This is a genomic window from Pseudoalteromonas sp. SG43-5 (assembly GCF_014164345.1).
Lineage (GTDB): Bacteria > Pseudomonadota > Gammaproteobacteria > Enterobacterales > Alteromonadaceae > Pseudoalteromonas > Pseudoalteromonas distincta.
The window spans coordinates 1-22,723 of record NZ_JACJFA010000031.1; the positions used below are offsets into that span (position 1 = coordinate 1).

Sequence of the window (22,723 nt, forward strand, 5' to 3'; positions counted from 1 at the left end):
CTGAGTTGTTCGTGCCTCGCTATGCGTTGCTGTTTCCCGTCTCAGTGGGGTCGCATTATAGGGAGATCCGAAAACAGATCAACCCTTTTTTGAAGAAAACTTGAAATAATGTGCTGTTCGCTGAGAATTTGAGCTAAACACGTTAAAAATACAACATAACCATCAAATTATTAACAACTAACGGGGTTCAAACCTATTTTATATTAGAAGTAGAGTTAAACGATCTTCATATAGAGGCTTACACCCCAGATGATCAATACGATCGTTAATGAAAGTGTTACGGCTGCAGATCCCATATCTTTGGCCCTACCTGACAATACATGTAACTCTGTACTTACTCGATCTGTTAATGCTTCAATGGCGGAGTTTAGTAATTCAACTATTAATATAATAAGCAGTGAGCTAATTAGTATTGCCCAGTGTAATAGTGATGAAGCAAGCCAAAATGAAATAGGAAATAATATAAGGCTTAATAGTAGCTCTTGCCTAAATGCTGCTTCTTCTTTAAATGCTGCTTTAAAGCCAAGGTAAGAGCAATAGGTTGCTTTGAAAACACGCTTGAGGCCTAAGCCATTTGGTTTTAATACATCTTTCATTAATAAACTCTATGAATGAAGGTCAAAATAAAGCCCCGCACTGCGAGGCTTTTTATTTATGCTACGCCGTATTGATCACGGTAAGCTTTAACTGAGGCTAAATGCTCATCCATTGTGCCTTGGCTTTCAAGGTAACTGATAAGATCAGCTAATTTTACAATTGAAATCACTTTGGTATTAAAGTCACGCTCAACTTCTTGAATAGCTGATAATTCAGCTTTACCCTTTTCTTGGCGATCTAACGCAATTAAAACACCACTAAGGTCAGCACCATTTTGTGCAATGATTTCCATCGACTCACGAATCGCAGTACCTGCAGTAATTACATCGTCAACTAGCATAATTTTGCCATTGAGTTCTGAGCCTACTAATGTACCGCCTTCACCGTGTGCTTTTTTCTCTTTACGATTAAAACAGTAAGGTACATCTTTATCATGATGATCCGCTAAGGCAACCGCTGTTGTTGTCGCTATTGGAATACCTTTGTACGCAGGACCAAATAATACATCGTACTCTATAGCAGAATCTTCGAGTGCCGATGCATAAAAGCGACCTAAACGCGCTAAGTCTCGACCAGTATTAAACAAACCAGCATTAAAAAAGTAAGGACTTGTGCGTCCAGACTTTAATGTAAACTCACCAAATTTTAACACCTGCTTCTCTAGAGCAAATTCTATAAACTCTTTTTGATAATCTTTCATATCTTGTAGCCTACCTATTTATGCTAATGCTTGCTTTTGTACGTCAATAATTTCGCGAATAGAATGTTTAGCTAAAGTAAGTAACTCATCTAGCTCATCAAACGAGAAAGGTTCGCCTTCAGCTGTACCTTGAATTTCAATAATTTTACCTGTTTCGGTTAAAATTACGTTCATATCAGTCTCTGCTGCTGAATCTTCAATGTATTCTAAATCGCTAATTGCTTGGCCTTTGTAAATACCAACTGAAATAGCTGCAATCATATGTTTAAGTGGGTTTGAATTAATCATACCTTTTGCACGCATATGTGTTAGTGCATCAACAAGTGCAACACATGCACCACTTATAGAAGCAGTACGTGTACCGCCGTCAGCTTGAATAACGTCACAGTCAATGGTAATTGTGTTTTCACCAAGTGCTTTTAAGTCAACAGCAGCACGAAGTGCACGTGCAATTAAGCGCTGAATTTCCATAGTACGACCGCCCTGCTTACCACGTGCAGCTTCTCGAGCATTACGCGTATGCGTTGCTCGCGGTAACATACCGTATTCAGCATTGATCCAACCTTTACCCTGACCTTTCATGAAACGAGGAACGCCCGATTCAACAGTAGCTGTACAAAGTACTTTGGTGTTACCAAACTCAACAAGTACTGAGCCTTCAGCATGCAAAGTATAATTACGTGTAAATGTAACAGGTCTAATTTGGTTAGGTGTTCTTTCGCTTGGACGCATTGACGATCCCCTTAATTCAGAATTTGCGACATTATAAGTGTATGTGGGTATAGATACCATGTTGATTTAAATAAATAGCTGTATGCAAAATATTCAGTGTATTAAATTTTCCCTAGAGCTTAAGCAGTGTTACGGTATAATCATCATAATATTGTATTTATAAATTTAGGAAAATATCCATGATCCACAGTATGACAGCTTATGCGCGTCGCGAAATAAAAGGCGATTGGGGTACTGGCACTTGGGAAGTTCGCTCAGTAAACCAGCGTTACCTTGAAACATTTATACGCGCACCAGAGCAATTTCGTGGCATGGAGCCAGTTATTCGTGAGCGTTTACGCAAACACTTACAACGCGGTAAAGTTGAGGTCTTTTTAAAGTTTGTGGCAAATCCTGCCCACGTTGGCGAGCTATCAATTAACCAAGCACTTGCTGAACAACTAATAAATAGCGCTAAATGGGTTCAACAACAAAGTAATGGCGATATTAACCCTGTTGATATATTACGTTGGCCTGGCGTTATGGAAGCACAGGAGCTTGATATGGATAGCGTTAATACAGCATTAATAGCTGGTCTTGATCAAGTAATCGAAGATTTTAAATCTGCACGTGGCGATGAAGGTGCAAACCTTGAAGAAATGATAGCAATACGCCTTGATGCAATTCTAGAGCAAGTAGAAATTGTAGAAACGCATATGCCTGAGATTGCTAAATGGCAGCGTGAAAAACTTGCTCAAAAGCTAGAAGACTTAACAGCAAACATTGACGAGTCACGCCTTGAACAAGAACTAATTTACCTTGCGCAAAAACAAGATGTGGCTGAAGAATTAGATCGCTTAAAGTCTCACGTTAAAGAAACTAAAAAAATCCTTAAAAAAGGAGGTGCATGTGGCCGCCGCTTAGATTTTATGATGCAAGAATTTAATCGTGAAGCTAACACGCTAGCGTCTAAGTCTATCAATAGTGACATCACTACTGCAGCCGTAGAGCTAAAAGTACTAATTGAACAAATGAGAGAACAGATTCAAAATATTGAATAGTTTTCAGCTAAGTATGGCACATTCATAACTTATCAAAACCCGAGCTTAGCTCGGGTTTTTTGTAATACCACTAATAATACTTTGAGTATTGTTACCAAGTATCTTCACCTAAGATTAAAGCGGCATCTTAAATCGTACTTTATTTTAGACATTAAAAAGCCCGAGACTAAGCTCGGGCTTTTTGGTAATAATTAGCTAGGCTAATAATTACGCTACGATAGTTGCTACAACACCAGCACCTACAGTACGACCACCTTCACGGATAGCAAAACGAAGACCTTCATCCATCGCGATTGGTGCGATTAGAGTTACTGTCATCTTGATGTTATCACCAGGCATTACCATTTCTACGCCTTCTGGTAACTGTACGTCACCAGTTACGTCAGTTGTACGGAAGTAGAACTGTGGACGGTAACCTTTGAAGAATGGAGTATGACGACCACCTTCATCTTTAGAAAGTACGTATACTTCTGAAGTGAATGTAGTATGTGGGTTGATTGAACCAGGCTTAGCTAGTACTTGACCACGTTCAACGTCTTCACGCTTAGTACCACGTAGAAGTGCGCCGATGTTTTCGCCAGCACGACCTTCGTCAAGAAGCTTACGGAACATTTCAACACCAGTACAAGTAGAACGAGTTGTATCATTGATACCAACAATTTCTACTTCGTCATTGATGCGGATGATACCAGCTTCAACACGACCAGTTACAACAGTACCACGACCCTGGATTGAGAAAACGTCTTCGATAGGCATGATGAATGGCTTATCGATGTCACGCTCTGGCTCTGGGATGTAAGAATCAAGTGCGTTTGCAAGCTCAACAATCTTATCTTCCCACTCTTTCTCGCCTTCTAACGCTTTAAGCGCAGAACCAGCGATTAGAGGTAAGTCATCACCTGGGAAATCGTATTCAGAAAGAAGTTCACGAACTTCCATTTCTACTAGTTCAAGTAGCTCTTCGTCATCAACCATGTCACATTTGTTCATGAATACGATGATGTAAGGAACGCCAACCTGACGAGAAAGAAGGATGTGCTCACGCGTTTGTGGCATAGGGCCATCTGTCGCAGCAACTACTAAGATCGCGCCGTCCATTTGAGCAGCACCAGTGATCATGTTTTTAACATAATCGGCGTGACCAGGACAATCTACGTGTGCGTAGTGACGTGTAGGTGTATCGTATTCAACGTGAGACGTTGAAATAGTGATACCACGTTCGCGCTCTTCTGGAGCGTTATCGATTGATGCGAAATCTTTAGCAACACCGCCGTATACTTTTGCAAGTACGTTAGTGATTGCTGCAGTTAGTGTAGTTTTACCGTGGTCAACGTGGCCGATTGTACCAACGTTTACGTGCGGTTTTACGCGTTCAAACTTTTCTTTTGCCATGACGGAACCTATCAGTTTTGTGTATCTAAATTACATATGAAAATAATCCACCAAAGGTAGATTAAGTTAATCTTTTTCAAATAGTATTTTCTGACAGATAAAGGAAGTAATCAAGGAGATTCTTAGGACTGGTGCTGATAGGCAGAGTCGAACTGCCGACCTCACCCTTACCAAGGGTGCGCTCTACCAACTGAGCTATATCAGCAACACAAGAACTGGAGCGGGCAGCGGGAATCGAACCCGCATCATCAGCTTGGAAGGCTGAGGTAATAGCCATTATACGATGCCCGCATAAAAATCTGTTCTTAAACTACCTCTAACCGTCAAGAATAAAGTGGTGGAGGGAGCTGGATTCGAACCAGCGAAGGCTGAGCCGTCAGATTTACAGTCTGATCCCTTTGGCCGCTCGGGAACCCCTCCACGATAATTCTCTACTAATTCACTTCCGGTAAAAGGAAAGTGGTGCCGACTAACCGAGTCGAACGGTTGACCTACTGATTACAAGTCAGTTGCTCTACCAGCTGAGCTAAGTCGGCACTGCTTTAGTACGGGGCGAGATATTAGAGTAAGGTTTATTGGGATGCAACTATAAAATTAAAAAAAGTGTAAATTTTTAGTTTAAATGCTCAATATTCACGCGAAAACACGTTTTTTGCACTTTTTTATGTTGTTTTGCTTAGCTGGTGCCAGTAATTTAACCCCTTCATTACGAGTAATGAATCAAAAATACTTCCCTCAAATTGCTGTTGTAAAAGCAAGCCATAGCCACCAGCAAAAATTATTTGTACTTTTTGCTCTGTTTTTTTATCCGTTAAGTGCAACTTAGCTTGCTCAATTGCTCCAATGGTTGCCACTAAAGCACCATTTTTTAAACCATTAGGCGTATTTTTACCCAGTTCATTGGTAAATGGAGTTTTACCATCATCAAAAACACGTTGAGTATTTTGTGTAAGTGATGAGGTCATTAAATCAAGCCCAGGTAAAATCCAGCCACCTAAATGCAACCCTTCACTACTAAGCACATCAATTGTTGTCGCAGTACCCGCATCAACAACAATGCATGCTGTGTTTGGATATAACGTAAATCCAGCAATAAGCGCAAGCCACCTGTCTATGCCTAAGTTAGCTACATGCTCGTAAGCGCATACAAGATCTCCAAGCGTTTTGGTTACCTTGGCTTCAAAACAAATAATATTATTGCTAGCCGCTTGTGCGAGAATATCGTTTAGTAAATCACTGCGCCCTACACATGCATAAATCACTTCGGTTATTTGTAACCAAGGCAGGTTATTTATATCTGCCGGTTGTGTTTGCTCGTTATGCCACAACACAGCTTTTAATGATGTATTTCCTACGTCGATCAATAATCTCATAATTGCGCCTTTCTAAGGGAGACTTCCCCACCGTAATAACTTTTTACTTCCCCGTCTTGGCGAATTCGTATTCCACCTTGTGGGTCAATACCTTCACATATTCCACGCCAACTTCGGTGCCCTGTGTTTAGTTCAACATATTCACCAGCAAACGCATTGAGCGAATTCCATTGCTCATACATAGCTTGCAAACCCGTTTGACGATACTGCGCTAAACGCTGCTCTAAATGGTGAGTAAGAGAAGCCACAAGTTGGTTTTTATCAAGCTTTTGAGTATGTTGATTTAAGTCGGTCCACGCTTGGTCTATATGCTGACTAAAGCTCTCAGGCATTTGTAAATTAATACCGATACCAATCACAAGCTGACAAGGACCTTGCGGTTGTCCATCTAATTCAACCAATACACCTGCAAGTTTTTGCTTATCTATATAAATATCGTTAGGCCACTTAAGTTCTACCTCAACTTGGTATAACGCTTTAATAGCATCATAAACAGCTAGGCCTACCGCAATTGATACGCCCATTGCAGCTTGTAAGCCGTCATCTAAACGCCAAAAGTAACTGTAATACAGATTAGCGCCAAATGGGGATTGCCAAACACGGCCGCGTCTACCACGTCCTGCTTGCTGCATTTCAGCAACAATAACAGTGCCAGACTCAAGCGCTGTTTTGGCCTGTATACGGCGCATAAGCTCGCTGTTAGTCGAATCAATAATAGGGTGTACTTCTACATCGGCAGTATTTGCACCTAGCGCTTTGTAGTGCTGGTCAATTTGCGTTTTATTTAAAAGGCCCACCTGACTATTCAAACAATAGCCTTTGCCAGTCACTTTAAAAATATCCAAGCCCATTTCTTGTAACGTTTTAATATGTTTACTTACCGCAGCTCGGCTAATACCTAGCTTTTCACCCAAGGCTTGACCAGATACAAACCCTCCTTGGTTGAGTGCATTTAAAATAGCGAGTTTGTTTCCATCAGGTGCTTTCATTACTTAGGCTCCGCGTTAATATGGCATTCGCTGCGTGCATCCATTAAACGTACTTCGTGCTCTAACATAATGTTGTAACGCGTATAAACAACTTGCTGAATGTGTTCAATCATTTTTATTAGGTCGCTGCCTTCACTATTTCCGTGATTAACAAGTACTAGAGCTTGTTGTTGATGCACTTCTATACCAGCCTCGCGGTGCCCTTTTAAACCACTTTGATCGATTAACCAACCTGCCGCGACCTTGTGATGACTTTGCCCATATTCGTAATGAGGTAAATCGGCAAATTGCTTTAATAGTTCAGCTAACTGCTGATTGGTTATTATAGGGTTTTTAAAAAAGCTGCCCGCATTGGCAAGTGTATATGGGTTAGGTAATTTGCTATCACGCGTTTTTATAACCTGATCGAATACAGCTTGCGGGGTGATGCTTGAGAGCTGCTGCAAAGGGCCATAACTTAATGCTGGTTGCCATTTTTTTGGGAGCGCTAAGTGTACTTGCGTGATCACCGCTTTATTTTTAAGGGCATGTTTAAATATTGAGTCTCTGTAAGCAAATTCACATTGCTCGTTATTTAATGAATGCATAGTGTTAGTGGTTATATCAAAGTACTCTACCAACTCAACAAATTTAGCTATCTCAACGCCATAAGCACCAATGTTTTGTACCGGCGATGCGCCAACAGTGCCCGGTATAAGTGCTAAATTTTCAAGCCCGGGTATATTTTTCTCTAATAAATAGCTAACTAGTTGATGCCAGTTTTCGCCTGCGGCAATACTTATTAGTGTGTCGCTCTCGCGCTCAGTAATTTTAATACCTTTTAAAGCTATTTTTATAACCGTACCTATGTAGTCATTTAAAAATACGGTATTACTGCCCTCGCCCAGCAAACAAAACGGTGCACTAAAATTTTGCGTTTTAAGTTGCTCAAGCTGAGTAATTTCAACAAAATTTTGGCATTGGCTGTTTAATGCGAATGTATGTAAGGAGTGTAATGAATGCGCCACAAAGCTCTCTAAAAATACCGGTAACTAATCGCAATAGTTTACCTCATCGTCGCAAATGTGGCACTAGATTGTAAAAATCACTCAACCCGCCGTGTCAATCGTGATATAAAACCAGCACTTTTTTATTTGTGTTCAGAGTAATGATGAAAATTAAACCTCTTTTTTTAAGCCTCGCTATGGCGGGTATGTGTTCGCAAGCAATGGCTAATGCGATTGACCAAAACTCGTATGCTAACCTTGATGATGTTGTTACTACTCACTTAAACCTTGATTTAGATGTCGATTTTGCCGACAAGCAGTTAGAAGGTTTTGTAGAGCATACTCTTCAGTGGAACAACAGCAAAAGTAGAACTCTCGTACTTGATACCCGCGACTTAGACATTGATAAAGTAATGTACAAAGATCAAAGCGGCAACTGGAAAAAAGCGACTTTTGATTTAGCTAAGCGAGACGACGTTAAAGGTTCAAAGCTTACAATTGTGTTTAAAAACCAAGCTGAAGTAGTTCGTATTTACTACAACAGTCGTCCAGAAGCTTCAGGCCTGCAATGGTTAACACCAGAGCAAACGGCAAGTAAAACGCATCCATTTATGTACAGCCAATCGCAAGCAATTCATGCACGTAGTTGGATCCCAGTGCAAGATACACCCGCAATGCGTGTAACTTACTCTGCACGAATTCATACACCAAAAGATATACGTGCTGTAATGAGTGCCGACAACAAAGATGCGCTTTATAAAGATGGCGACTACATTTTTGATATGCCACAAGCAATTTCACCTTACCTAATTGCTATTGGCGCAGGTAACTTAGAATTTAAAGCAATGTCGCATCAAACAGGCATATTTGCTGAACCGACAATTTTAGATGCCTCAGTTGCTGAATTTGACGACACCCAAGCCATGATCGATAAAACAAACGCGATGTACGGCGAATATGCATGGGGTCGCTACGACTTATTAATGCTACCACCAAGTTTTCCGTTTGGTGGCATGGAAAACCCACGCTTATCATTTATTACTCCAACGGTTGTTGCCGGTGATAAAAGCTTAGTTAACCTTATTGCTCATGAGCTTGCTCATTCTTGGTCAGGTAACTTAGTAACTAACGCAACGTGGGAAGATTTATGGTTAAACGAAGGTTTTACCTCGTACGTTGAAAACCGCATTATGGAAGAAGTATTTGGCCGTGACCGTGCGGTTATGGAACAAGCACTTGATTCAGCGTCTTTACGCGCACAACTTAAAACAATTGATGCACCAGATACACGCCTTAATTTAAAACTTAACGGCCGCGACCCAGACGATGCATTCAGCTCAGTGCCTTACACTAAAGGTCAATTATTTTTAATTTACCTAGAAAACAAATATGGTCGCGATAAGTTTGACCCGTTTGTAAAAGCGTACTTTAAAGAGTTTTCGTTTAAATCACTTACTACCGCGCAATTTGTTACTTACTTAAAAGCTAACTTAATTGAAAAGTATCCTGGTGTTGTAAGCATGGATAAAGTAAACGAATGGATTTTTGAACCTGGATTACCAAGTGATGCGCCAAACCCTACTTCTGATGCATTTGATAAAGTAGATACTGCAACAGCAGCATGGCTAAAAGGCGACACAACTGCAGCTCAACTGCCAACAGCTGATTGGTCTGTGCATGAGTGGCTACACTTTTTAAATAACTTACCACGTGATTTAAGCCAAGATCACATGGTAGAGCTTGACTCAGAATTTAACCTAACACAGTCAACTAATGCTGAACGTGCATTTGCTTGGTTTATGCTAGCAGTAGGAAATGGTTATCAACCAATTTACCCTGCACTTGATAAGCACTTATCAGGCATTGGCCGTCGTAAATTAATTGTCCCATTATATAAATCCCTTATCACTAACGGTAAAAAAGAGTGGGCACAAAGCGTGTACTTAAAAGCACGCCCGGGTTATCACCCTCTTGCACAAGGTACTATTGACGCATTATTTGAATAAATAGCGTTAACTAGAAACTAAAAAGGGCCAAATTTGGCCCTTTTGTTTTGCTATTTTTCTACTTTGTCACTTTTTCTAAAAAAGCTTTACGCTCTGCAGTTGTGGCTTGTTGCCACCAAAAATCAAGCATTTGCGGCGCACTTGGCATGCCTTTACCTGTAATGGGTGCTATCGGCTTTATTGGCTGACTAGGACGAGAAGGTCCTGCAGGCATTGTATTTTGCATTACCGGTTTATTGCTTGCTAGCTGCGTGTTAGAAATAACACTTAAAGGCTTAGCAACAGCGCTACTTTTTGCTTTTAAACTAACTTGTGGTGCTTCTGCAAATACTTTTGCAGATACTGCATTTTCAGCACGATTAAACACTAAGGTATAATCTTTACCTGCTTCAACAGTTACACTTACCCAAAATGGTTCCGACTCTACAACTTCATGCGTGTCATAATCATCTTCATATAAATCAGTATATTTTAGCCTAAGCTGGTAAGTTCCTGGCGCAAGCTCTACATCATCAATACGGCTAAACAAAGAGCTTTCTAGCATTTTATCGCCCACTTGTAGTGGTACAATTTCTTCTGGAAAGTGAATATTTTCAGCATTAGCCGAAAAACTAAGTAGTAATGCAACTGCACTACTTATTAAAATTGGTTTAAGCATATTAACTCCTTTATTTGATTTCAGTTTGACACTGCTTTGAAAGTTTGTCATTAGTGAGCTTAAAATTCATAACACTAAATTAGGAACACACTATGAACCAAGAGACTATTTTTACCAAAATAATTAATCGTGAAATTCCGGCCGACATTGTCTACGAAGATGAAGACACCCTCGCATTTAAAGATATAAACCCACAAGCGCCATTTCATGTGTTAATTATCCCCAAAAAAGCAATTGCTACTATAAATGATATAAATCCTGAAAACTCACATTTAGTAGGCAATTTATACGTTGTTGCGGCAAAATTAGCTAAGCAGCACAATTTTGCTGAGGACGGATACCGCGTGGTCATGAACTGTAATGAACATGGTGGACAAACCGTTTATCACATACATTTACATATGCTTGGCGGTAAAGAAATGGGATGGCCACCTTACCAAAATGTAAAAAAAGTAAATTAATTAAAAATTTTTATCTAACTATTCTGCTCAACCAATTAGTTACAAATGTTATGATTTTTCATGGTTATAAAGAATAAACAGTTACTTATTTGCAACATTTTATGTTTAAATGATCGTAAAATCGTATTTGTTATTGAGTGCTTCAGCGACTTTCTAATACAAAAGGTGCGGAAGTCGTGATAAACTTAAACAGTCAGCTTTATAAAAGAGTATAAAAACATGAGCAGTTCAGCCTTTTTGTTATTAGATCAAGAGCCAATTAACACTATTGGTATTAACGTTTTAGAACCTTTGTTAAAAACGCAAGGCCTTGACGTAACCACGGGTACTAATATTTTAGATATACCTGAAGGGACTCGACTTTTGTTTATCGAAACATCTAGCAAGGATGCATGGGGAAAACTAAAAGAACAACTAGTAAACCTACGTATTAAATGCGATATCATATTATTTAATCTAGACGAGAACCCTGAGCTTGCTAATCGTGCATTGTTGAGCGGTATTCGTGGCGTATTTTACACAACAGATAACGCCGATGTATTAATGAAAGGTATTCGTTTACTACTTGAAGATCAGCTTTGGTACCGTCGCGATATTATGTGTAATGCATTAAATCGTATGCTGCAATTTAATAAAGATGCGCTGCATAAACTAACCGAAGGGGATATTGAGCCTGTTAAACTTACTAAGCGAGAAAAAGCAATAATCTCACTAATGAGTAAAGGTTCGAAGAATAAAGAAATCGCTGAAGATTTAAGTATCAGTCCACACACAGTTAAAACACATTTATATAGCGCATTTAGAAAAACTAAATGTCGTAACCGTATTGAGCTCCTATCTTGGGCACAACAAAATATCCCTGATGAAATTCGTTAATCATATATTTAGTTTAAAATTAAAAACAGACACTTAGGTGTCTGTTTTTGTATGTGTTACACACTTATTTAATACCAATTTGATTGCCTAAGTAATCTGTTTTGATAATTGGTATAAGTGTATACTTTTGATAATCTTAGTTTAAAACTACTTTGCTGGAATATTAATGCTCGACTCTTTCACTCTTTATTTTGCCAGCATCGCCATCATGGTTGTAATGACCTTACTTAACTTTTTAACATGGCGAACAAACAAACAAATATCGGGCACGCTGCTATGCATTTTCTATCCCATATTGCTATTAGGCTCTGTTATTGGTTTTACGCTTGTTGGTGATACACATAATTTAGTGATTATTAGCGCTGCTAGTAGCATGATGTTTGCCGCATCAATAGTGCATTGTTTATCGCTCAGTCAGTTTTTAAATTATCACGGTATTGGTTTTAAATTACTTTGCTCAGTAACTGCTTTTTGCACTGTAATGCTTGGCTATTACACCTTTTTTGACCCATCTTTACACGAAAGAGTGATTGCATCCGATATACAGCACATAGCAGAAGCCGGCTTTTTACTCTTTATATTTATTAAGTACGCGCGCAAACCCTACCCTAATGGCAGCATTGTATACATAACCATTTTAACGCTTGTTGCTTTGAGCTTTATTGGCCGCTCGTTATTTATGGATAACATTGAACAAAAAAATCTTTTAGTAAACGGCTGGTTTAGCTCTTTGCTATTTTTAAATGGCGTAATTGCACCCATGTTTTATGCTGCAGGTATGGCGTTATTATGTAATGAGCGCAGAGAGCAGCACCTCAATAAACTCGCCGATAAAGCACAAAAAGATTTAGAAATTCGCGGGCTCTTTTTATCAACAATAAGCCACGAAATTCGCACCCCACTAAACGGTATTTTAGGCAGTGCCCAACTTGTTATGAACCAAACAAGTGATACCCGCAATAAAGCCTATTGCGAGGCAATTATAAATTCTGCCGAATCACTTAACTTGTTGGTAGATAAGGTCCTTGATTACGCGAGCCTAGATCAGAGTGACGAAGCGCTTTACGAAGAAGATGTAGAATTTAAAACATGGCTTAATAATTTATGTTTATTACTAAGCCCAATGGCCGAGCAAAAGCAGCTAAAATTTGAGCTTATCTATAATATTCCTGAGCAAGCCTGTTATTACTGCGACCAACAAAAACTTAGACAAATAATTATTAATTTAGTCGGTAACGCTATTAAATTTACAGATCACGGAACCGTTAAAATTCAGGTTGATTTAGTATTAGAAAAACAACTTGAGCACACGATAAAAATTAGTGTCAAAGATTCAGGACCAGGTATAGAAAATGACGAGATAGCCTACTTAACAGAACCTTATGTACAAAGTAGCGCAGGAAAAGAAAAAGGCGGAACCGGCCTTGGTTTAGCTATTACTAGCCGCCTGCTTGAAAAGCTCAGTAGCCGACTCGAAATAGCCAGCCAGCTTGGTACTGGTAGTGTATTTAGCTTTACCGTTACTTTTACTTTAGGTGAATTAAGCCTTGTAGAGCAGCGCCATCAAACTAAAGATTACTTAACAGGTCTTGATGTATTACTGGTTGAAGATTTAGATTTAAATCAAAAAATTGCTATAGAATTTATGGCCGACGATGAACACAAAATTAAGCTCGCAAAAGATGGGAAAAGTGCCATAGAGCTCATGCAAGCTCACCACTTCGATGTTGTTTTGCTTGATATGAACCTACCTGATTTAACAGGCCAAGAAGTACTTAAACGTCTAAAACGCATTGATCATAAAAATCAACGAACGCCAGTACTCGCATTTACTGCAAGCCTTAGCCCTGACGAAGTAAAAGAGTATTTAGAATTAGGAATAAAAGACATTGTAGGCAAGCCTATTAAGCATGAAAAGCTTCGCCAAGCACTTAGTGACTCTCAATCTAATCAAACTGCGAGCATTGCAGTAGAGCTTATTGATACCTTGTATGACAAAACAGCGGCCGAAACACTCACCAGCTCATTTAGTGAAGATGAAGTGTCTTCAATTTATAATGAATTTGTGCTTTCAGCCCGCAACAAGCTAACTCGCTGTCAAAAGCTTATTGACCAACAACCAGAGCAATGCATTAAGCTTTTACATCGCCAAGCAAGTACCGCTCTGCAACTTGGTTTTAATCGCTATGGTATTGAGCTTAAAAAAATAGAACGCCGTTTACTCGATAAAAAGCCACATAACGATATGCTTGATGAAGCGCTAGATCTGTGGCAACGCAGCTTAGAGCAATATTTAAAGTTTGTGCGAGGACAGTTAGAGTGAAATTAAAAAAGCGTTTAAGTTTTTTAAATTTTACTTTAGGTTAATCAAACCTCGCAACCTCTTCAAAGCTAAGCCCAGTAAAGCCATGGGCTTGCAAGGCACAAAATAGGTTTAAAGTAATATCTTTATCATTTACACGAGAGTCAAAAACGTAAGTGCCTTCAAATCGGTCTTCTGGCATTTTAAATATGCAGCTATGCTTTGGTAGTTTTTCTTTTTTGAACACCGCTTTTTGTAATCCGATATTTAAACTTGGCAGCATAAAAGTACTCATCTCAACATTTAATATACCCTCTATTTTTCGAGTGACATTATAAAAGTACCAATTATCATCACCGACATGGAAAGGCAGTAACTCTCCCGAATCTTCAAAAATCTCTGCCAATTCATTTGCTACATGATCCCTTATAGCAAGACCCTGTAAATTTATTGCTGTCATATCACCTATCGGCGTCTCTTTTTCATTATTATAATGGGCACTAAAATTTATCAGTGTAGACTCTTTTGTAGAAGTATTAGGTTTCCATAACTCAGATTCACATAAAGTTTCATCATCAGGAAATATGACTCGATAATGATTCACGTCAGGTGTGATTTTATAAATGACTTTACTCATTAATATTGAAACGTCCTTTTTGGCATGAATTTTATTTTTAACCCCTTCCATATTTATCATCAAATCGCTCTATATCGCTTTCATCAAGTACAGCACCGGTTTGCACTTCAATAACAATTAACGGCTCTTTTTGATTATTAGCCAAGCTATGAATTTGCTTAGCCGCGATATAACACGATTGGTCATGCGTTAGCGTATACGCTTGCTCATCAATACATACATTTGCAATACCCGAAACCACCACCCAATGTTCAGCGCGATGCTGATGGCGCTGCGTCGAAAGCTTAGCACCGCTATTAACAGTAATTTTTTTAACTTTAAAGCCAGTGCCTTCAACCAAAGTACGGTAATTCCCCCATGGGCGAAAAACCACTTGATGATGGTTAAGTTTATCAGCCTGTGTGGTAGCAATTTGCTTAAGCAACAAAGGCAGAGAATCTAGCTCATTTTGGTTTGCAATTAACGTGGCATCATGAGTATGAATAATTGCTAAATTGCTAACTCCAAGCGTAGCAATAGTGTGTTCAGCCTCGTTAATAACTAAGTTATTAGTGCTTTTTTGAGCCATATAATTAGCATTTAAGCTATTACCGTTTTCATCTTTTTTTGTAAGCGCATCAAGGGATGAAAAACTACCTACATCACTCCATTTTAAATCAACAGGCATAACAACTACGTTATTACTGCGCTCTAAAATGGCGTAATCAATTGAATCGCTTGGGCAGTGTTCAAGCGCACTGTTGCTTGGGCGGGTAAACCCTAAATCTTTAGTAAATTGCGCCGCTGCAGCGACACTCGTTGCTATTTTTGGCGCAAACCGTTCGAGCTCTTTTAAATAGGCTGCAGGGGTAAATAAAAACATGCCGCTATTCCAGCTATAACCACCTTGAGCTAAATAGCGGTTCGCTGTATCTACGTCAGGCTTTTCTTTAAATTGTGCAACATCGTAACAACCCGTTCCAACAATAGCCGCGCCTTGTTTTATATAACCATAGCCAGTATGAGGCTCTGTAGGAGTAATAGAAAATGTCACTAGCTTTCCTTGCTCAGCAAGTTTTACAGCTTCAGGGAGCTTAGCCGTTAATACATCAAAGTTTTTAATATGATGATCGGCAGGCATCACTAATAGCGGGCCGGTAATCCCATTTTGCAGCGCATAGTGGGCGGCTAATGCGATGGCAGGCGCGGTATTTTTACCTTTAGGTTCGAGTAATAATGCAGTAGGAATTGAGCTTTCAGCCTGCTCGGCGGCAATAAATCGGTGCTGCTCGTTACACACTAAAATAGCATTATCAAACAACTCATTAGAAACACGCGCCAACGTACTTTGTAGCAATGACATGTTTTCATTTAGTAGTGGTAAAAATTGTTTAGGCATTGCTTGGCGAGAAAGCGGCCACAAGCGAGAGCCTATGCCACCTGCTAAAATTACAGGAGTGATTAAAGTGTTCATAATGTACATTAGCCGCCAACAAAAATATCAGCGACTATTTTAACACTTTATTGGCTCTGCGCTAAATTAACGTGTTTATATTAATGTAAAAGAGTCTGCATCTAAATAGGCAGGAAACGCTGCTTTAAACTCATCCAGTGGCGCTTTTTCAAGCGTGATAGTAACTAGTTGCTCAGTGTTATCTTGCGCTTTAGTTAACGCATCGCCTTTGAAGTCGTATACTGCCGTACCGCCATTGTGCGCCACACCATTACCGTCGTCACCCACACGATTAACACCTACTACGTAACACAGGTTTTCCATTGCACGCGCCATAAGTAACGTATCCCAAATATGGCGGCGTACAGCAGGCCAATTTGCTACGTTTATCATTACATCGTAGTCGTTATTATTACGTTGAAATACCGGAAAGCGCAGGTCATAGCATACTTGCGGTAATAGTTTAAAACCATTGATTTCAAAAACTTTGCGCGCTTGCCCTGCTACAACATAATCGCCCTCGCTGCCTAAGCGAAATAAATGGCGCTTATCGTAATAACTCACCTCACCATCGGGTTTTACCCAATAAAACCGATTCGCTTTTTTATCGCCTTGTGCAACAAGTACCGAACCCGCAATAACCGCATCATGTTTATGAGCCTGCGCCTTTAACCACGTCAGTACTTTACCGTTTTCAGGCTCTGCACAATCTAAATTAATGGCAAAGCCAGTCGAGAATGTTTCGGGCAGTAAAATAAGATCGGGCTGATGCGTAATTGCTTCAAGCTGCTTATTAAACATGGCTAAATTAGCATCTTTATCAAGCCAATAAAGCGAGCTTTGCAATGCTGTAATGGTTAAAGTTGACATAATATTTGCGCAGCCTCTATGAGAGTGTTGTCGTTTTTAGCAAAGCATAAACGAATTACTTTGTCGGTTGGTGGATTTTGATAAAAAACACTTAACGGAATAGCCGCAACACCTGCTTGCTCAACTAACCAATGGCAAAATTCAACATCGTTTAAATCCGATACATCGCTGTAATCTAACAATAAAAAGTAAGTGCCTTGGCTAGGTAAAATTTTAAAACGGCTGTTACTTAAATGACTCGCTAATAAGTCGCGTTTTTGCTGATAAAACCCGCTTAGCTCATCTATATGCTCACCTTGCTGCTCGAGCATATCGGCAAGCGCATGCTGTGCGGGGGTAAAACTTGAAAACGTAACGTACTGATGAATTTTTCTAAATTCGACAGCTAAATCGGCAGGTGCAATACAGTAACCCATTTTCCAGCCCGTGCTGTGAAACGTTTTACCAAAACTCGATACAACAAAGCTTTTGGCAAATAATTCATCATCGCGTAATACGCTTAAATGCGGTTGTTCATCAAACGTAATGTGCTCATATACCTCATCGCTTATTACATACAAATTGTGAGTACCAACTAACTCTTTAAGCGCTTTTATATCATGTGGCTGTAATATTTTACCGCTTGGGTTATGAGGTGTATTTATAATAATTGCGCGGGTATTTTTAGTAATTGCTTGGCTTACTACTTGCCAATCAATGGTGTAGTTTGGCGCACTTAAAGCAATGTGTACCGACTTTCCACCAGCGAGTTCAATTGCCGGTTGGTAAGAGTCATATGCAGGGTCAAATACAATCACTTCATCACTGGGGCGTACAATTGTTTGAATGGCCACAAACAATGCCTCTGTTGCACCCGAGGTAACAGTCACTTGATCAGCTGCGTTTATATCAGCTGCATATCTGCGCTTTGCTAAATCAGCAATTTGTTGCTGTAACCTTGGTACACCACTTGAAGGTGAATATTGATTAACGCCCTGCTGCACATAATAATTTAACTGCGTTTTTAAAAGATCAGGAGCATCAAACTCAGGAAAACCTTGAGAGAGATTAATTGCCGAAAACTCATTAGCCAACCCGCTCATTTGGCTAAATATACTAACGCCTAAATTTGGTAATTTACTTTCAAACACGTGATGCCCTTAATGATGGTTTTGCGCTTAAAGCGATGCTATCATTGCTTAAAACAGAAGTATAGCCGTCTAAAAACAATTAACTTTACGCTCATTAGTGAGGAATGTATGCAAAACAATACCGCTATTTCACAACTTATTGAAGCCGGAAAATGGGTTAGCCAAAAAGGCTGGGTACCCGCAACAGGCGGAAACTTTTCAGCTCGTACTAGCACTGGCTTTGTTGTTACAGCAAGTGGGCACGATAAAGGCTCACTGACGCAAGAGCATTTTTTGCAATTAGATCACCAAGGCGAGCGCCTAGCAGGAGCTGTAAAACCATCGGCAGAAACACAATTACATCTAAGTTTGTATCAACTTATACCTGATGCGCAGTGTGTTTTGCATACTCACTCTGTAGCCGCTACCGTACTATCGCAAATTACCCAAGGGCATCAGCTTGATTTAACAGGCTATGAAATGCAAAAAGCACTGAGCGGCTTTACTTCGCATTTAGAAACGCTGAGCATTCCTATTTTCGATAACGATCAAGATATTGACCGATTAAGCCTGCTGGTTAGTGACCATCATTTACATACACCTATAGAGCACGGCGTACTGATACGTGGCCATGGCTTATATGCAGTAGGACGTAATATTGATGAAGTTCGTCGCCACCTAGAAGCCTTAGAGTTTTTATTTAGCTGCGAACTAGAGCGCCTAAAAATAATAGGTATTCAAGCGGGAGTAACTAAATGATTAAAGCCATTTTAACCGACATCGAAGGCACAATAACCCGTATCTCGTTTGTTAAAGAGGTGTTGTTTCCTTACGCAGCAAAACAGTTACCTACCTTTGTACGTGCCAATGCTAATAAGCCAGATGTAGCTGAGCAAATTAGTGCCGTAAAAGCCCTTATCGAAAAGCCAAACGCCGATATTGAAGAGGTCATTAGCACTTTACTTACCTGGATTGATGGAGATAAAAAAATCACTCCACTTAAACAGTTACAAGGCTTAATTTGGCAAACAGGGTATGAACACGGTGATTTTAAGGGTCATTTATACCCAGATGCATTTGATTTTTTACAAGCTCAGTACAACAACGATATAGCTTTATATGTGTACTCGTCAGGGTCAGTAAAAGCGCAGCAGCTACTTTTTAAATACAGTGATTATGGTGACATTCGCAGCTTGTTTACTGACTTTTTTGACACCAAAGTTGGCGCAAAACAAGAGCAAATGGCCTATAACACCATTGTGGAGCTGTTACCGTTTAAAGCAGCAGAAATACTCTTTTTAAGTGATGTAGCCGGCGAGCTTGATGCCGCGCAAGCTGCGGGCTTAAAAACACTACATTTAATTCGTGATGGGCAAGCAAGCACTAAAGCATACCCTTATATTAATGACTTTAGCCAATTTAAATTGGAGCAATTAGTATGAGTCAATTAACAATATATGCTGACAACGATGCAAGCAAAGCACTTGTAAGCACATCAAATGCTGATGATATTGCAAAGCAACTAGCTAAAGTAAACGTACGTTTTGAACAGTGGCAAGCAAATGAAGATATTAATGAGCACACCACCCATGAGCAAATTATTAGTGCGTACAAAAGCGATATAGATCGGTTAAAAGCCGAAAATGGCTATCAAACAGTAGACGTTATATCTCTAGCTAAAGGTAATCTTGGCGCATCAGAGCTGCGCAAAAAGTTTTTATTTGAACATACTCATAGTGAAGACGAAGTGCGTTTTTTTGTAAAAGGCCAAGGGCTATTTTGCCTGCATTTAGGCAATAAGGTTTACCAGGTACTTTGCCAACAAGGCGATTTAATTTCAGTGCCTGAACTTACCCCGCATTGGTTTGATATGGGAAGCGACCCTGAGTTTACTGCCATTCGCTTATTTAACAATACAGAAGGCTGGGTGGCAAAAAGCACTGCCTCGTCTATTGCAGAGCAATTTCCGCTATTATCGTAAGTTAGCCATTCAAAACCTTGGTCCACACTGATAAACATAACGTGGACCAAAACATCGCGAAGCTACTTAAGCTTTATGAGATCGCCATTTTCTACCTGACTTTGGTTATACACACCTGTATCTAACACCCACCCTGTGACCAGTTTTGCCGGCGTTATATCAAATGCAGGGTTATATACATTAGCATTGATGGGCGCCCATAAAGCCTCGCCAAAGCTACCGCTAACTCCGCGCACTTCTTGAGGATTACGTTGCTCTATTTCTATATCATTACCACAAGCGGTGTTGGTATCAAGCGTGGTAATAGGCGCAACGACATAAAATGGAATGTTATGAAAATACGCAAGTACGGCTAAATTATAGGTGCCCACTTTATTAGCAAAATCACCATTGGCAGCAATACGATCAGCCCCTACTACTATTTTATCCACCTTACCTGCAGCCATTAAACTTGCCGCCATATTATCGCAAATTAATGTGTACGGAATTTTCCAGCGCTCAAGCTCAAAGGCAGTTAAGCGACCGCCTTGTAATAATGGTCGTGTTTCATCAACCCACACATGTACGTTGCCATATTTTTGCTGCGCTTTGTAAATAACACCTAGTGCAGTACCAATACCAGCGGTTGCAAGCGCCCCTGTATTACAATGAGTTAATATGTTGTCGCCACTATTTATAAGCTCGGCACCACGATTTGCCATTCGTTCACACAGCTCAATATCTTCAATAAACAACCGCTCAGCAGTACTAACAATACCGGCAACATAATCGCTTTGCGTTAAAGCTTTTCGCAATGCCGCCATACAATGCATTAAATTAACCGCCGTTGGACGAGTGGCTTCTAGTTCATTGATTGCTTTTTCAAGCTCACTTTTCACTACCCCTTGCTCAGCTAAATACGCCACTAACAAGCTCGCGCCTAAACCAATAAGTGGGGCTCCACGCACTTTTAAGTTAATGATCAGCTCTTTCATGGTTTCTACATCATGGCACTGATGCCATACCTGCTGGTGAGGTAGTAAATATTGGTCGAGCACACTAAGCGACCCGTTTTCATATTTTAAACTGCTTGCGATTAAGTTTTGCATAATGCTTAAGGTATTAAAAATGCGTAACGTTATTTTACACCACTTTGAATAACTCTCAAGTTAGACTTGTAGACATCTAAACATTTAAAAGTATAGAATGCTTAAAAGCTGATTTTTGAGATTTAAACCATGACTAACTATGTTGCTTTTAATGCACAGCGCGCTATCGATTACGTATCGACATTAATTGAATCTAAACAATGTAATTTTTTTGATTCCGGACAAACCTTATCGGCATATGAGTTTGGTGATGGCAATCTTAATTTAGTATTTAGAATTACTGATGAGCAAAACAATAGTGTTATTTTAAAGCAAGCTCTGCCTTACGCGCGTTGCGTGGGTGAGTCGTGGCCATTAACGCTTGATAGAGCCCGTATAGAAGCACAAGTTTTACTTAACCATGGTGCTATTTGCCCTACTTATACTGCTAATGTTTTACATTATAGTGAAATGCAAGCGCTGACTATTTTAGAAGATTTAGGTAATTTACAAATATTGCGTACTGCACAAAATAATGCAGAGCAATTCCCTAAATTAGCGCAGCACGTAGCGACCTACTTAAGCCACACCGGCTTTTATAATTCAGATTTTTACTTAACCGCGCAAACTAAAAAAGCACTCGTTAGCCAATTTACTAATCCTGAGCTTTGCCAAATCACTGAAGACTTATTTTTTAGCGATCCGTACATTGAGCACGAACGCAATAACTACCCAAAGCAACTACAAAACGAAGTTGACGCAATACAAAAAAACAACGCATTGAAGTTAGAAATAGCAAAACTAAAAGCTAATTTTTTATCTAACCCGCAAACATTACTTCATGGTGATATGCACAGCGGTAGCATTTTTGTTGATTGTAATAATACAAAGATGATTGACCCAGAGTTTGGCTTTTTTGGGCCTATTGGGTTCGATATTGGCTCTTTTATTGGTAATTTGCTATTGAATTACTGCGCACAAGCAGGGCATATTGATGACTTTGTAGCACGTCGTAATTACCAAACACATTTACTTAGCTGTATCGTAGACACCTATAGTTTATTTGAGCAGCAATGGCTTGAATTAATACGCACTAAAACAACAGATGAATCACTAGCGCCAGTAGGCTATGCGCAATACTTTATGAAAAACGTATTGCAAGATGCTGTTGGTTACTGTGGTGCTGAGTTAATTAGGCGTACTATTGGGCTTGCGCACGTAAGCGATATAGATAGTATTAGTGATGACAATGCGCGCCTTACAGTGCAAAAACAAACATTAGCACTAGGCGAGCAACTTATTTTAAATGCACAAACATGCAACAACAAAGAAGCATTCTTTAGTTTATTAATAAGCCAATTAAACTAACAAGCATTAAAAAAGGCGCTATAAGCTGTCTCTTATACACAAATCCCTGCTAAGAAATTAGCGGGGATTTTTTTGAACTAAATCTCAATGTCATGATCAGATCTTCAAATCTTGTTTGAGGGCACATTATGATTAACGAACATACTC

22 protein-coding genes and 4 tRNA genes are annotated in these 22,723 nt (G+C 39.6%); 9 read left to right on the forward strand and 17 right to left on the reverse strand.

What is annotated here, in order from left to right; genetic code table 11:
- Positions 1-215: 215 nt before the first annotated feature.
- From H5161_RS19065 to rph, 3 genes are read right to left on the reverse strand one after another with little or no spacing between them, the layout of a single operon-like run.
- The gene (locus H5161_RS19065) at positions 216-596 is read right to left on the reverse strand and encodes a diacylglycerol kinase (protein WP_002958892.1); all 381 of its coding nucleotides are present in this window, start codon (positions 594-596) and stop codon (positions 216-218) included.
- A gap of 56 nt (positions 597-652) precedes the next feature.
- The gene (gene pyrE / locus H5161_RS19070; protein WP_002958891.1) at positions 653-1,297 is read right to left on the reverse strand and encodes an orotate phosphoribosyltransferase; all 645 of its coding nucleotides are present in this window, start codon (positions 1,295-1,297) and stop codon (positions 653-655) included.
- An 18-nt stretch (positions 1,298-1,315) separates the two neighbouring features.
- Positions 1,316-2,029, reverse strand: coding sequence for a ribonuclease PH (rph, locus tag H5161_RS19075; RefSeq protein ID WP_002958890.1), 714 nt, complete (start codon positions 2,027-2,029; stop codon positions 1,316-1,318).
- Between the two features lie 179 nt (positions 2,030-2,208).
- On the opposite strand from rph, the gene H5161_RS19080 reads away from it, so the two are divergent.
- Entirely contained in the window at positions 2,209-3,069 is an 861-nt protein-coding gene (locus tag H5161_RS19080) for a YicC/YloC family endoribonuclease (RefSeq protein WP_182769873.1), read from the forward strand.
- Between the two features lie 207 nt (positions 3,070-3,276).
- Here the strand turns inward: H5161_RS19080 and tuf are convergent, their stop codons facing one another.
- From tuf to murB, 8 genes are all read right to left on the reverse strand, one after another.
- Complete coding sequence (gene tuf / locus H5161_RS19085; RefSeq protein ID WP_024596766.1) at positions 3,277-4,461, reverse strand: elongation factor Tu; 1,185 nt, start codon at positions 4,459-4,461, stop codon at positions 3,277-3,279.
- Positions 4,462-4,590: 129 nt separating this feature from the next.
- Positions 4,591-4,666 (reverse strand) — tRNA-Thr (locus H5161_RS19090).
- A gap of 11 nt (positions 4,667-4,677) precedes the next feature.
- Positions 4,678-4,752 (reverse strand) — tRNA-Gly (locus tag H5161_RS19095).
- 44 nt (positions 4,753-4,796) lie between these two features.
- Positions 4,797-4,881: transfer RNA gene (locus H5161_RS19100), tRNA-Tyr, on the reverse strand.
- A 40-nt stretch (positions 4,882-4,921) separates the two neighbouring features.
- Positions 4,922-4,997, reverse strand: a tRNA-Thr gene (locus H5161_RS19105).
- Between the two features lie 126 nt (positions 4,998-5,123).
- Positions 5,124-5,834, reverse strand: a complete 711-nt coding sequence (locus H5161_RS19110; RefSeq protein WP_182696395.1) for a type III pantothenate kinase — start codon at positions 5,832-5,834, stop codon at positions 5,124-5,126.
- Entirely contained in the window at positions 5,831-6,823 is a 993-nt protein-coding gene (gene birA / locus H5161_RS19115; RefSeq protein WP_182769874.1) for a bifunctional biotin--[acetyl-CoA-carboxylase] ligase/biotin operon repressor BirA, read from the reverse strand. The genes H5161_RS19110 and birA overlap by 4 nt, the downstream gene beginning before the upstream one ends.
- Positions 6,823-7,830 carry a UDP-N-acetylmuramate dehydrogenase gene (gene murB / locus H5161_RS19120; RefSeq protein WP_182769875.1) on the reverse strand — a complete coding sequence of 336 codons (1,008 nt, stop codon included), beginning with the start codon at positions 7,828-7,830 and terminating at the stop codon, positions 6,823-6,825. The genes birA and murB overlap by 1 nt, the downstream gene beginning before the upstream one ends.
- Before the next feature lie 143 nt (positions 7,831-7,973).
- On the opposite strand from murB, the gene H5161_RS19125 reads away from it, so the two are divergent.
- Positions 7,974-9,815, forward strand: a complete 1,842-nt coding sequence (locus H5161_RS19125) for a M1 family metallopeptidase (RefSeq protein WP_182769876.1) — start codon at positions 7,974-7,976, stop codon at positions 9,813-9,815.
- Between the two features lie 58 nt (positions 9,816-9,873).
- Here the strand turns inward: H5161_RS19125 and H5161_RS19130 are convergent, their stop codons facing one another.
- Positions 9,874-10,473: a DUF2057 domain-containing protein gene (locus H5161_RS19130; RefSeq protein ID WP_004334921.1), complete on the reverse strand. Its 600-nt coding sequence runs from the start codon at positions 10,471-10,473 to the stop codon at positions 9,874-9,876.
- A 92-nt stretch (positions 10,474-10,565) separates the two neighbouring features.
- Between H5161_RS19130 and H5161_RS19135 the strand changes: the two genes are divergently transcribed.
- The 3 genes from H5161_RS19135 to H5161_RS19145 all read left to right on the forward strand — a co-directional run bounded on the left by H5161_RS19135 (position 10,566) and on the right by H5161_RS19145 (position 14,133).
- Entirely contained in the window at positions 10,566-10,934 is a 369-nt protein-coding gene (locus H5161_RS19135) for a histidine triad nucleotide-binding protein (protein WP_182737946.1), read from the forward strand.
- A gap of 219 nt (positions 10,935-11,153) precedes the next feature.
- On the forward strand, positions 11,154-11,810 hold the full coding sequence (locus tag H5161_RS19140) for a response regulator transcription factor (RefSeq protein WP_004334929.1): 657 nt from the start codon (positions 11,154-11,156) through the stop codon (positions 11,808-11,810).
- A gap of 166 nt (positions 11,811-11,976) precedes the next feature.
- The gene (locus tag H5161_RS19145) at positions 11,977-14,133 is read left to right on the forward strand and encodes a response regulator (RefSeq protein WP_154903838.1); all 2,157 of its coding nucleotides are present in this window, start codon (positions 11,977-11,979) and stop codon (positions 14,131-14,133) included.
- Positions 14,134-14,173: 40 nt separating this feature from the next.
- Here the strand turns inward: H5161_RS19145 and H5161_RS19150 are convergent, their stop codons facing one another.
- From H5161_RS19150 to H5161_RS19165, 4 genes are all read right to left on the reverse strand, one after another.
- The gene (locus H5161_RS19150) at positions 14,174-14,809 is read right to left on the reverse strand and encodes a hypothetical protein (RefSeq protein WP_259397996.1); all 636 of its coding nucleotides are present in this window, start codon (positions 14,807-14,809) and stop codon (positions 14,174-14,176) included.
- The gene (locus H5161_RS19155; RefSeq protein ID WP_182769877.1) at positions 14,787-16,202 is read right to left on the reverse strand and encodes a mannose-1-phosphate guanylyltransferase/mannose-6-phosphate isomerase; all 1,416 of its coding nucleotides are present in this window, start codon (positions 16,200-16,202) and stop codon (positions 14,787-14,789) included. Before H5161_RS19155 ends, H5161_RS19150 begins: the two co-directional genes overlap by 23 nt.
- A gap of 75 nt (positions 16,203-16,277) precedes the next feature.
- Positions 16,278-17,051 carry an amidohydrolase gene (locus H5161_RS19160; protein ID WP_154903836.1) on the reverse strand — a complete coding sequence of 258 codons (774 nt, stop codon included), beginning with the start codon at positions 17,049-17,051 and terminating at the stop codon, positions 16,278-16,280.
- Positions 17,039-18,181 carry a methionine aminotransferase gene (locus H5161_RS19165; protein WP_182769878.1) on the reverse strand — a complete coding sequence of 381 codons (1,143 nt, stop codon included), beginning with the start codon at positions 18,179-18,181 and terminating at the stop codon, positions 17,039-17,041. Before H5161_RS19165 ends, H5161_RS19160 begins: the two co-directional genes overlap by 13 nt.
- A 108-nt stretch (positions 18,182-18,289) precedes the next feature.
- Between H5161_RS19165 and H5161_RS19170 the strand changes: the two genes are divergently transcribed.
- Genes H5161_RS19170 through H5161_RS19180 form a run of 3 tightly spaced genes read left to right on the forward strand, consistent with a single transcriptional unit; the run spans position 18,290 to position 20,141 of the window.
- Complete coding sequence (locus tag H5161_RS19170; protein ID WP_004334937.1) at positions 18,290-18,919, forward strand: methylthioribulose 1-phosphate dehydratase; 630 nt, start codon at positions 18,290-18,292, stop codon at positions 18,917-18,919.
- Positions 18,916-19,602 carry an acireductone synthase gene (gene mtnC, locus H5161_RS19175; protein ID WP_182734835.1) on the forward strand — a complete coding sequence of 229 codons (687 nt, stop codon included), beginning with the start codon at positions 18,916-18,918 and terminating at the stop codon, positions 19,600-19,602. The genes H5161_RS19170 and mtnC overlap by 4 nt, the downstream gene beginning before the upstream one ends.
- Positions 19,599-20,141 carry an acireductone dioxygenase gene (locus H5161_RS19180; RefSeq protein ID WP_182769879.1) on the forward strand — a complete coding sequence of 181 codons (543 nt, stop codon included), beginning with the start codon at positions 19,599-19,601 and terminating at the stop codon, positions 20,139-20,141. The genes mtnC and H5161_RS19180 overlap by 4 nt, the downstream gene beginning before the upstream one ends.
- A gap of 62 nt (positions 20,142-20,203) precedes the next feature.
- Here H5161_RS19180 and mtnA read toward each other — a convergent pair whose 3' ends face one another.
- A complete protein-coding gene (gene mtnA, locus H5161_RS19185; RefSeq protein WP_182769880.1) occupies positions 20,204-21,229 on the reverse strand; it encodes an S-methyl-5-thioribose-1-phosphate isomerase in 1,026 nt (341 codons plus the stop codon).
- A 129-nt stretch (positions 21,230-21,358) separates the two neighbouring features.
- Here mtnA and mtnK point away from each other — a divergent pair, with 129 nt between their 5' ends.
- A complete protein-coding gene (mtnK, locus tag H5161_RS19190) occupies positions 21,359-22,576 on the forward strand; it encodes an S-methyl-5-thioribose kinase (RefSeq protein WP_182682781.1) in 1,218 nt (405 codons plus the stop codon).
- Positions 22,577-22,723 lie beyond the last annotated feature (147 nt).

Excerpts from the sequence above, each read along its gene's own strand:
- pyrE (WP_002958891.1), bottom strand. The coding sequence starts at position 1,297 with ATGAAAGATTATCAAAAAGAGTTTATAGAATTTGCTCTAGAGAAGCAG.
- tuf (WP_024596766.1), bottom strand. The coding sequence starts at position 4,461 with ATGGCAAAAGAAAAGTTTGAACGCGTAAAACCGCACGTAAACGTTGGT.
- H5161_RS19170 (WP_004334937.1), top strand. The coding sequence starts at position 18,290 with ATGCAAAACAATACCGCTATTTCACAACTTATTGAAGCCGGAAAATGG.
- H5161_RS19160 (WP_154903836.1), bottom strand. The coding sequence starts at position 17,051 with ATGTCAACTTTAACCATTACAGCATTGCAAAGCTCGCTTTATTGGCTT.
- rph (WP_002958890.1), bottom strand. The coding sequence starts at position 2,029 with ATGCGTCCAAGCGAAAGAACACCTAACCAAATTAGACCTGTTACATTT.
- mtnK (WP_182682781.1), top strand. The coding sequence starts at position 21,359 with ATGACTAACTATGTTGCTTTTAATGCACAGCGCGCTATCGATTACGTA.
- H5161_RS19110 (WP_182696395.1), bottom strand. The coding sequence starts at position 5,834 with ATGAGATTATTGATCGACGTAGGAAATACATCATTAAAAGCTGTGTTG.
- H5161_RS19065 (WP_002958892.1), bottom strand. The coding sequence starts at position 596 with ATGAAAGATGTATTAAAACCAAATGGCTTAGGCCTCAAGCGTGTTTTC.
- H5161_RS19080 (WP_182769873.1), top strand. The coding sequence starts at position 2,209 with ATGATCCACAGTATGACAGCTTATGCGCGTCGCGAAATAAAAGGCGAT.
- H5161_RS19180 (WP_182769879.1), top strand. The coding sequence starts at position 19,599 with ATGAGTCAATTAACAATATATGCTGACAACGATGCAAGCAAAGCACTT.
- H5161_RS19140 (WP_004334929.1), top strand. The coding sequence starts at position 11,154 with ATGAGCAGTTCAGCCTTTTTGTTATTAGATCAAGAGCCAATTAACACT.
- H5161_RS19135 (WP_182737946.1), top strand. The coding sequence starts at position 10,566 with ATGAACCAAGAGACTATTTTTACCAAAATAATTAATCGTGAAATTCCG.
- H5161_RS19125 (WP_182769876.1), top strand. The coding sequence starts at position 7,974 with ATGAAAATTAAACCTCTTTTTTTAAGCCTCGCTATGGCGGGTATGTGT.
- H5161_RS19155 (WP_182769877.1), bottom strand. The coding sequence starts at position 16,202 with ATGAACACTTTAATCACTCCTGTAATTTTAGCAGGTGGCATAGGCTCT.
- H5161_RS19150 (WP_259397996.1), bottom strand. The coding sequence starts at position 14,809 with ATGATAAATATGGAAGGGGTTAAAAATAAAATTCATGCCAAAAAGGAC.
- mtnA (WP_182769880.1), bottom strand. The coding sequence starts at position 21,229 with ATGCAAAACTTAATCGCAAGCAGTTTAAAATATGAAAACGGGTCGCTT.
- H5161_RS19145 (WP_154903838.1), top strand. The coding sequence starts at position 11,977 with ATGCTCGACTCTTTCACTCTTTATTTTGCCAGCATCGCCATCATGGTT.
- H5161_RS19130 (WP_004334921.1), bottom strand. The coding sequence starts at position 10,473 with ATGCTTAAACCAATTTTAATAAGTAGTGCAGTTGCATTACTACTTAGT.
- birA (WP_182769874.1), bottom strand. The coding sequence starts at position 6,823 with ATGAAAGCACCTGATGGAAACAAACTCGCTATTTTAAATGCACTCAAC.
- mtnC (WP_182734835.1), top strand. The coding sequence starts at position 18,916 with ATGATTAAAGCCATTTTAACCGACATCGAAGGCACAATAACCCGTATC.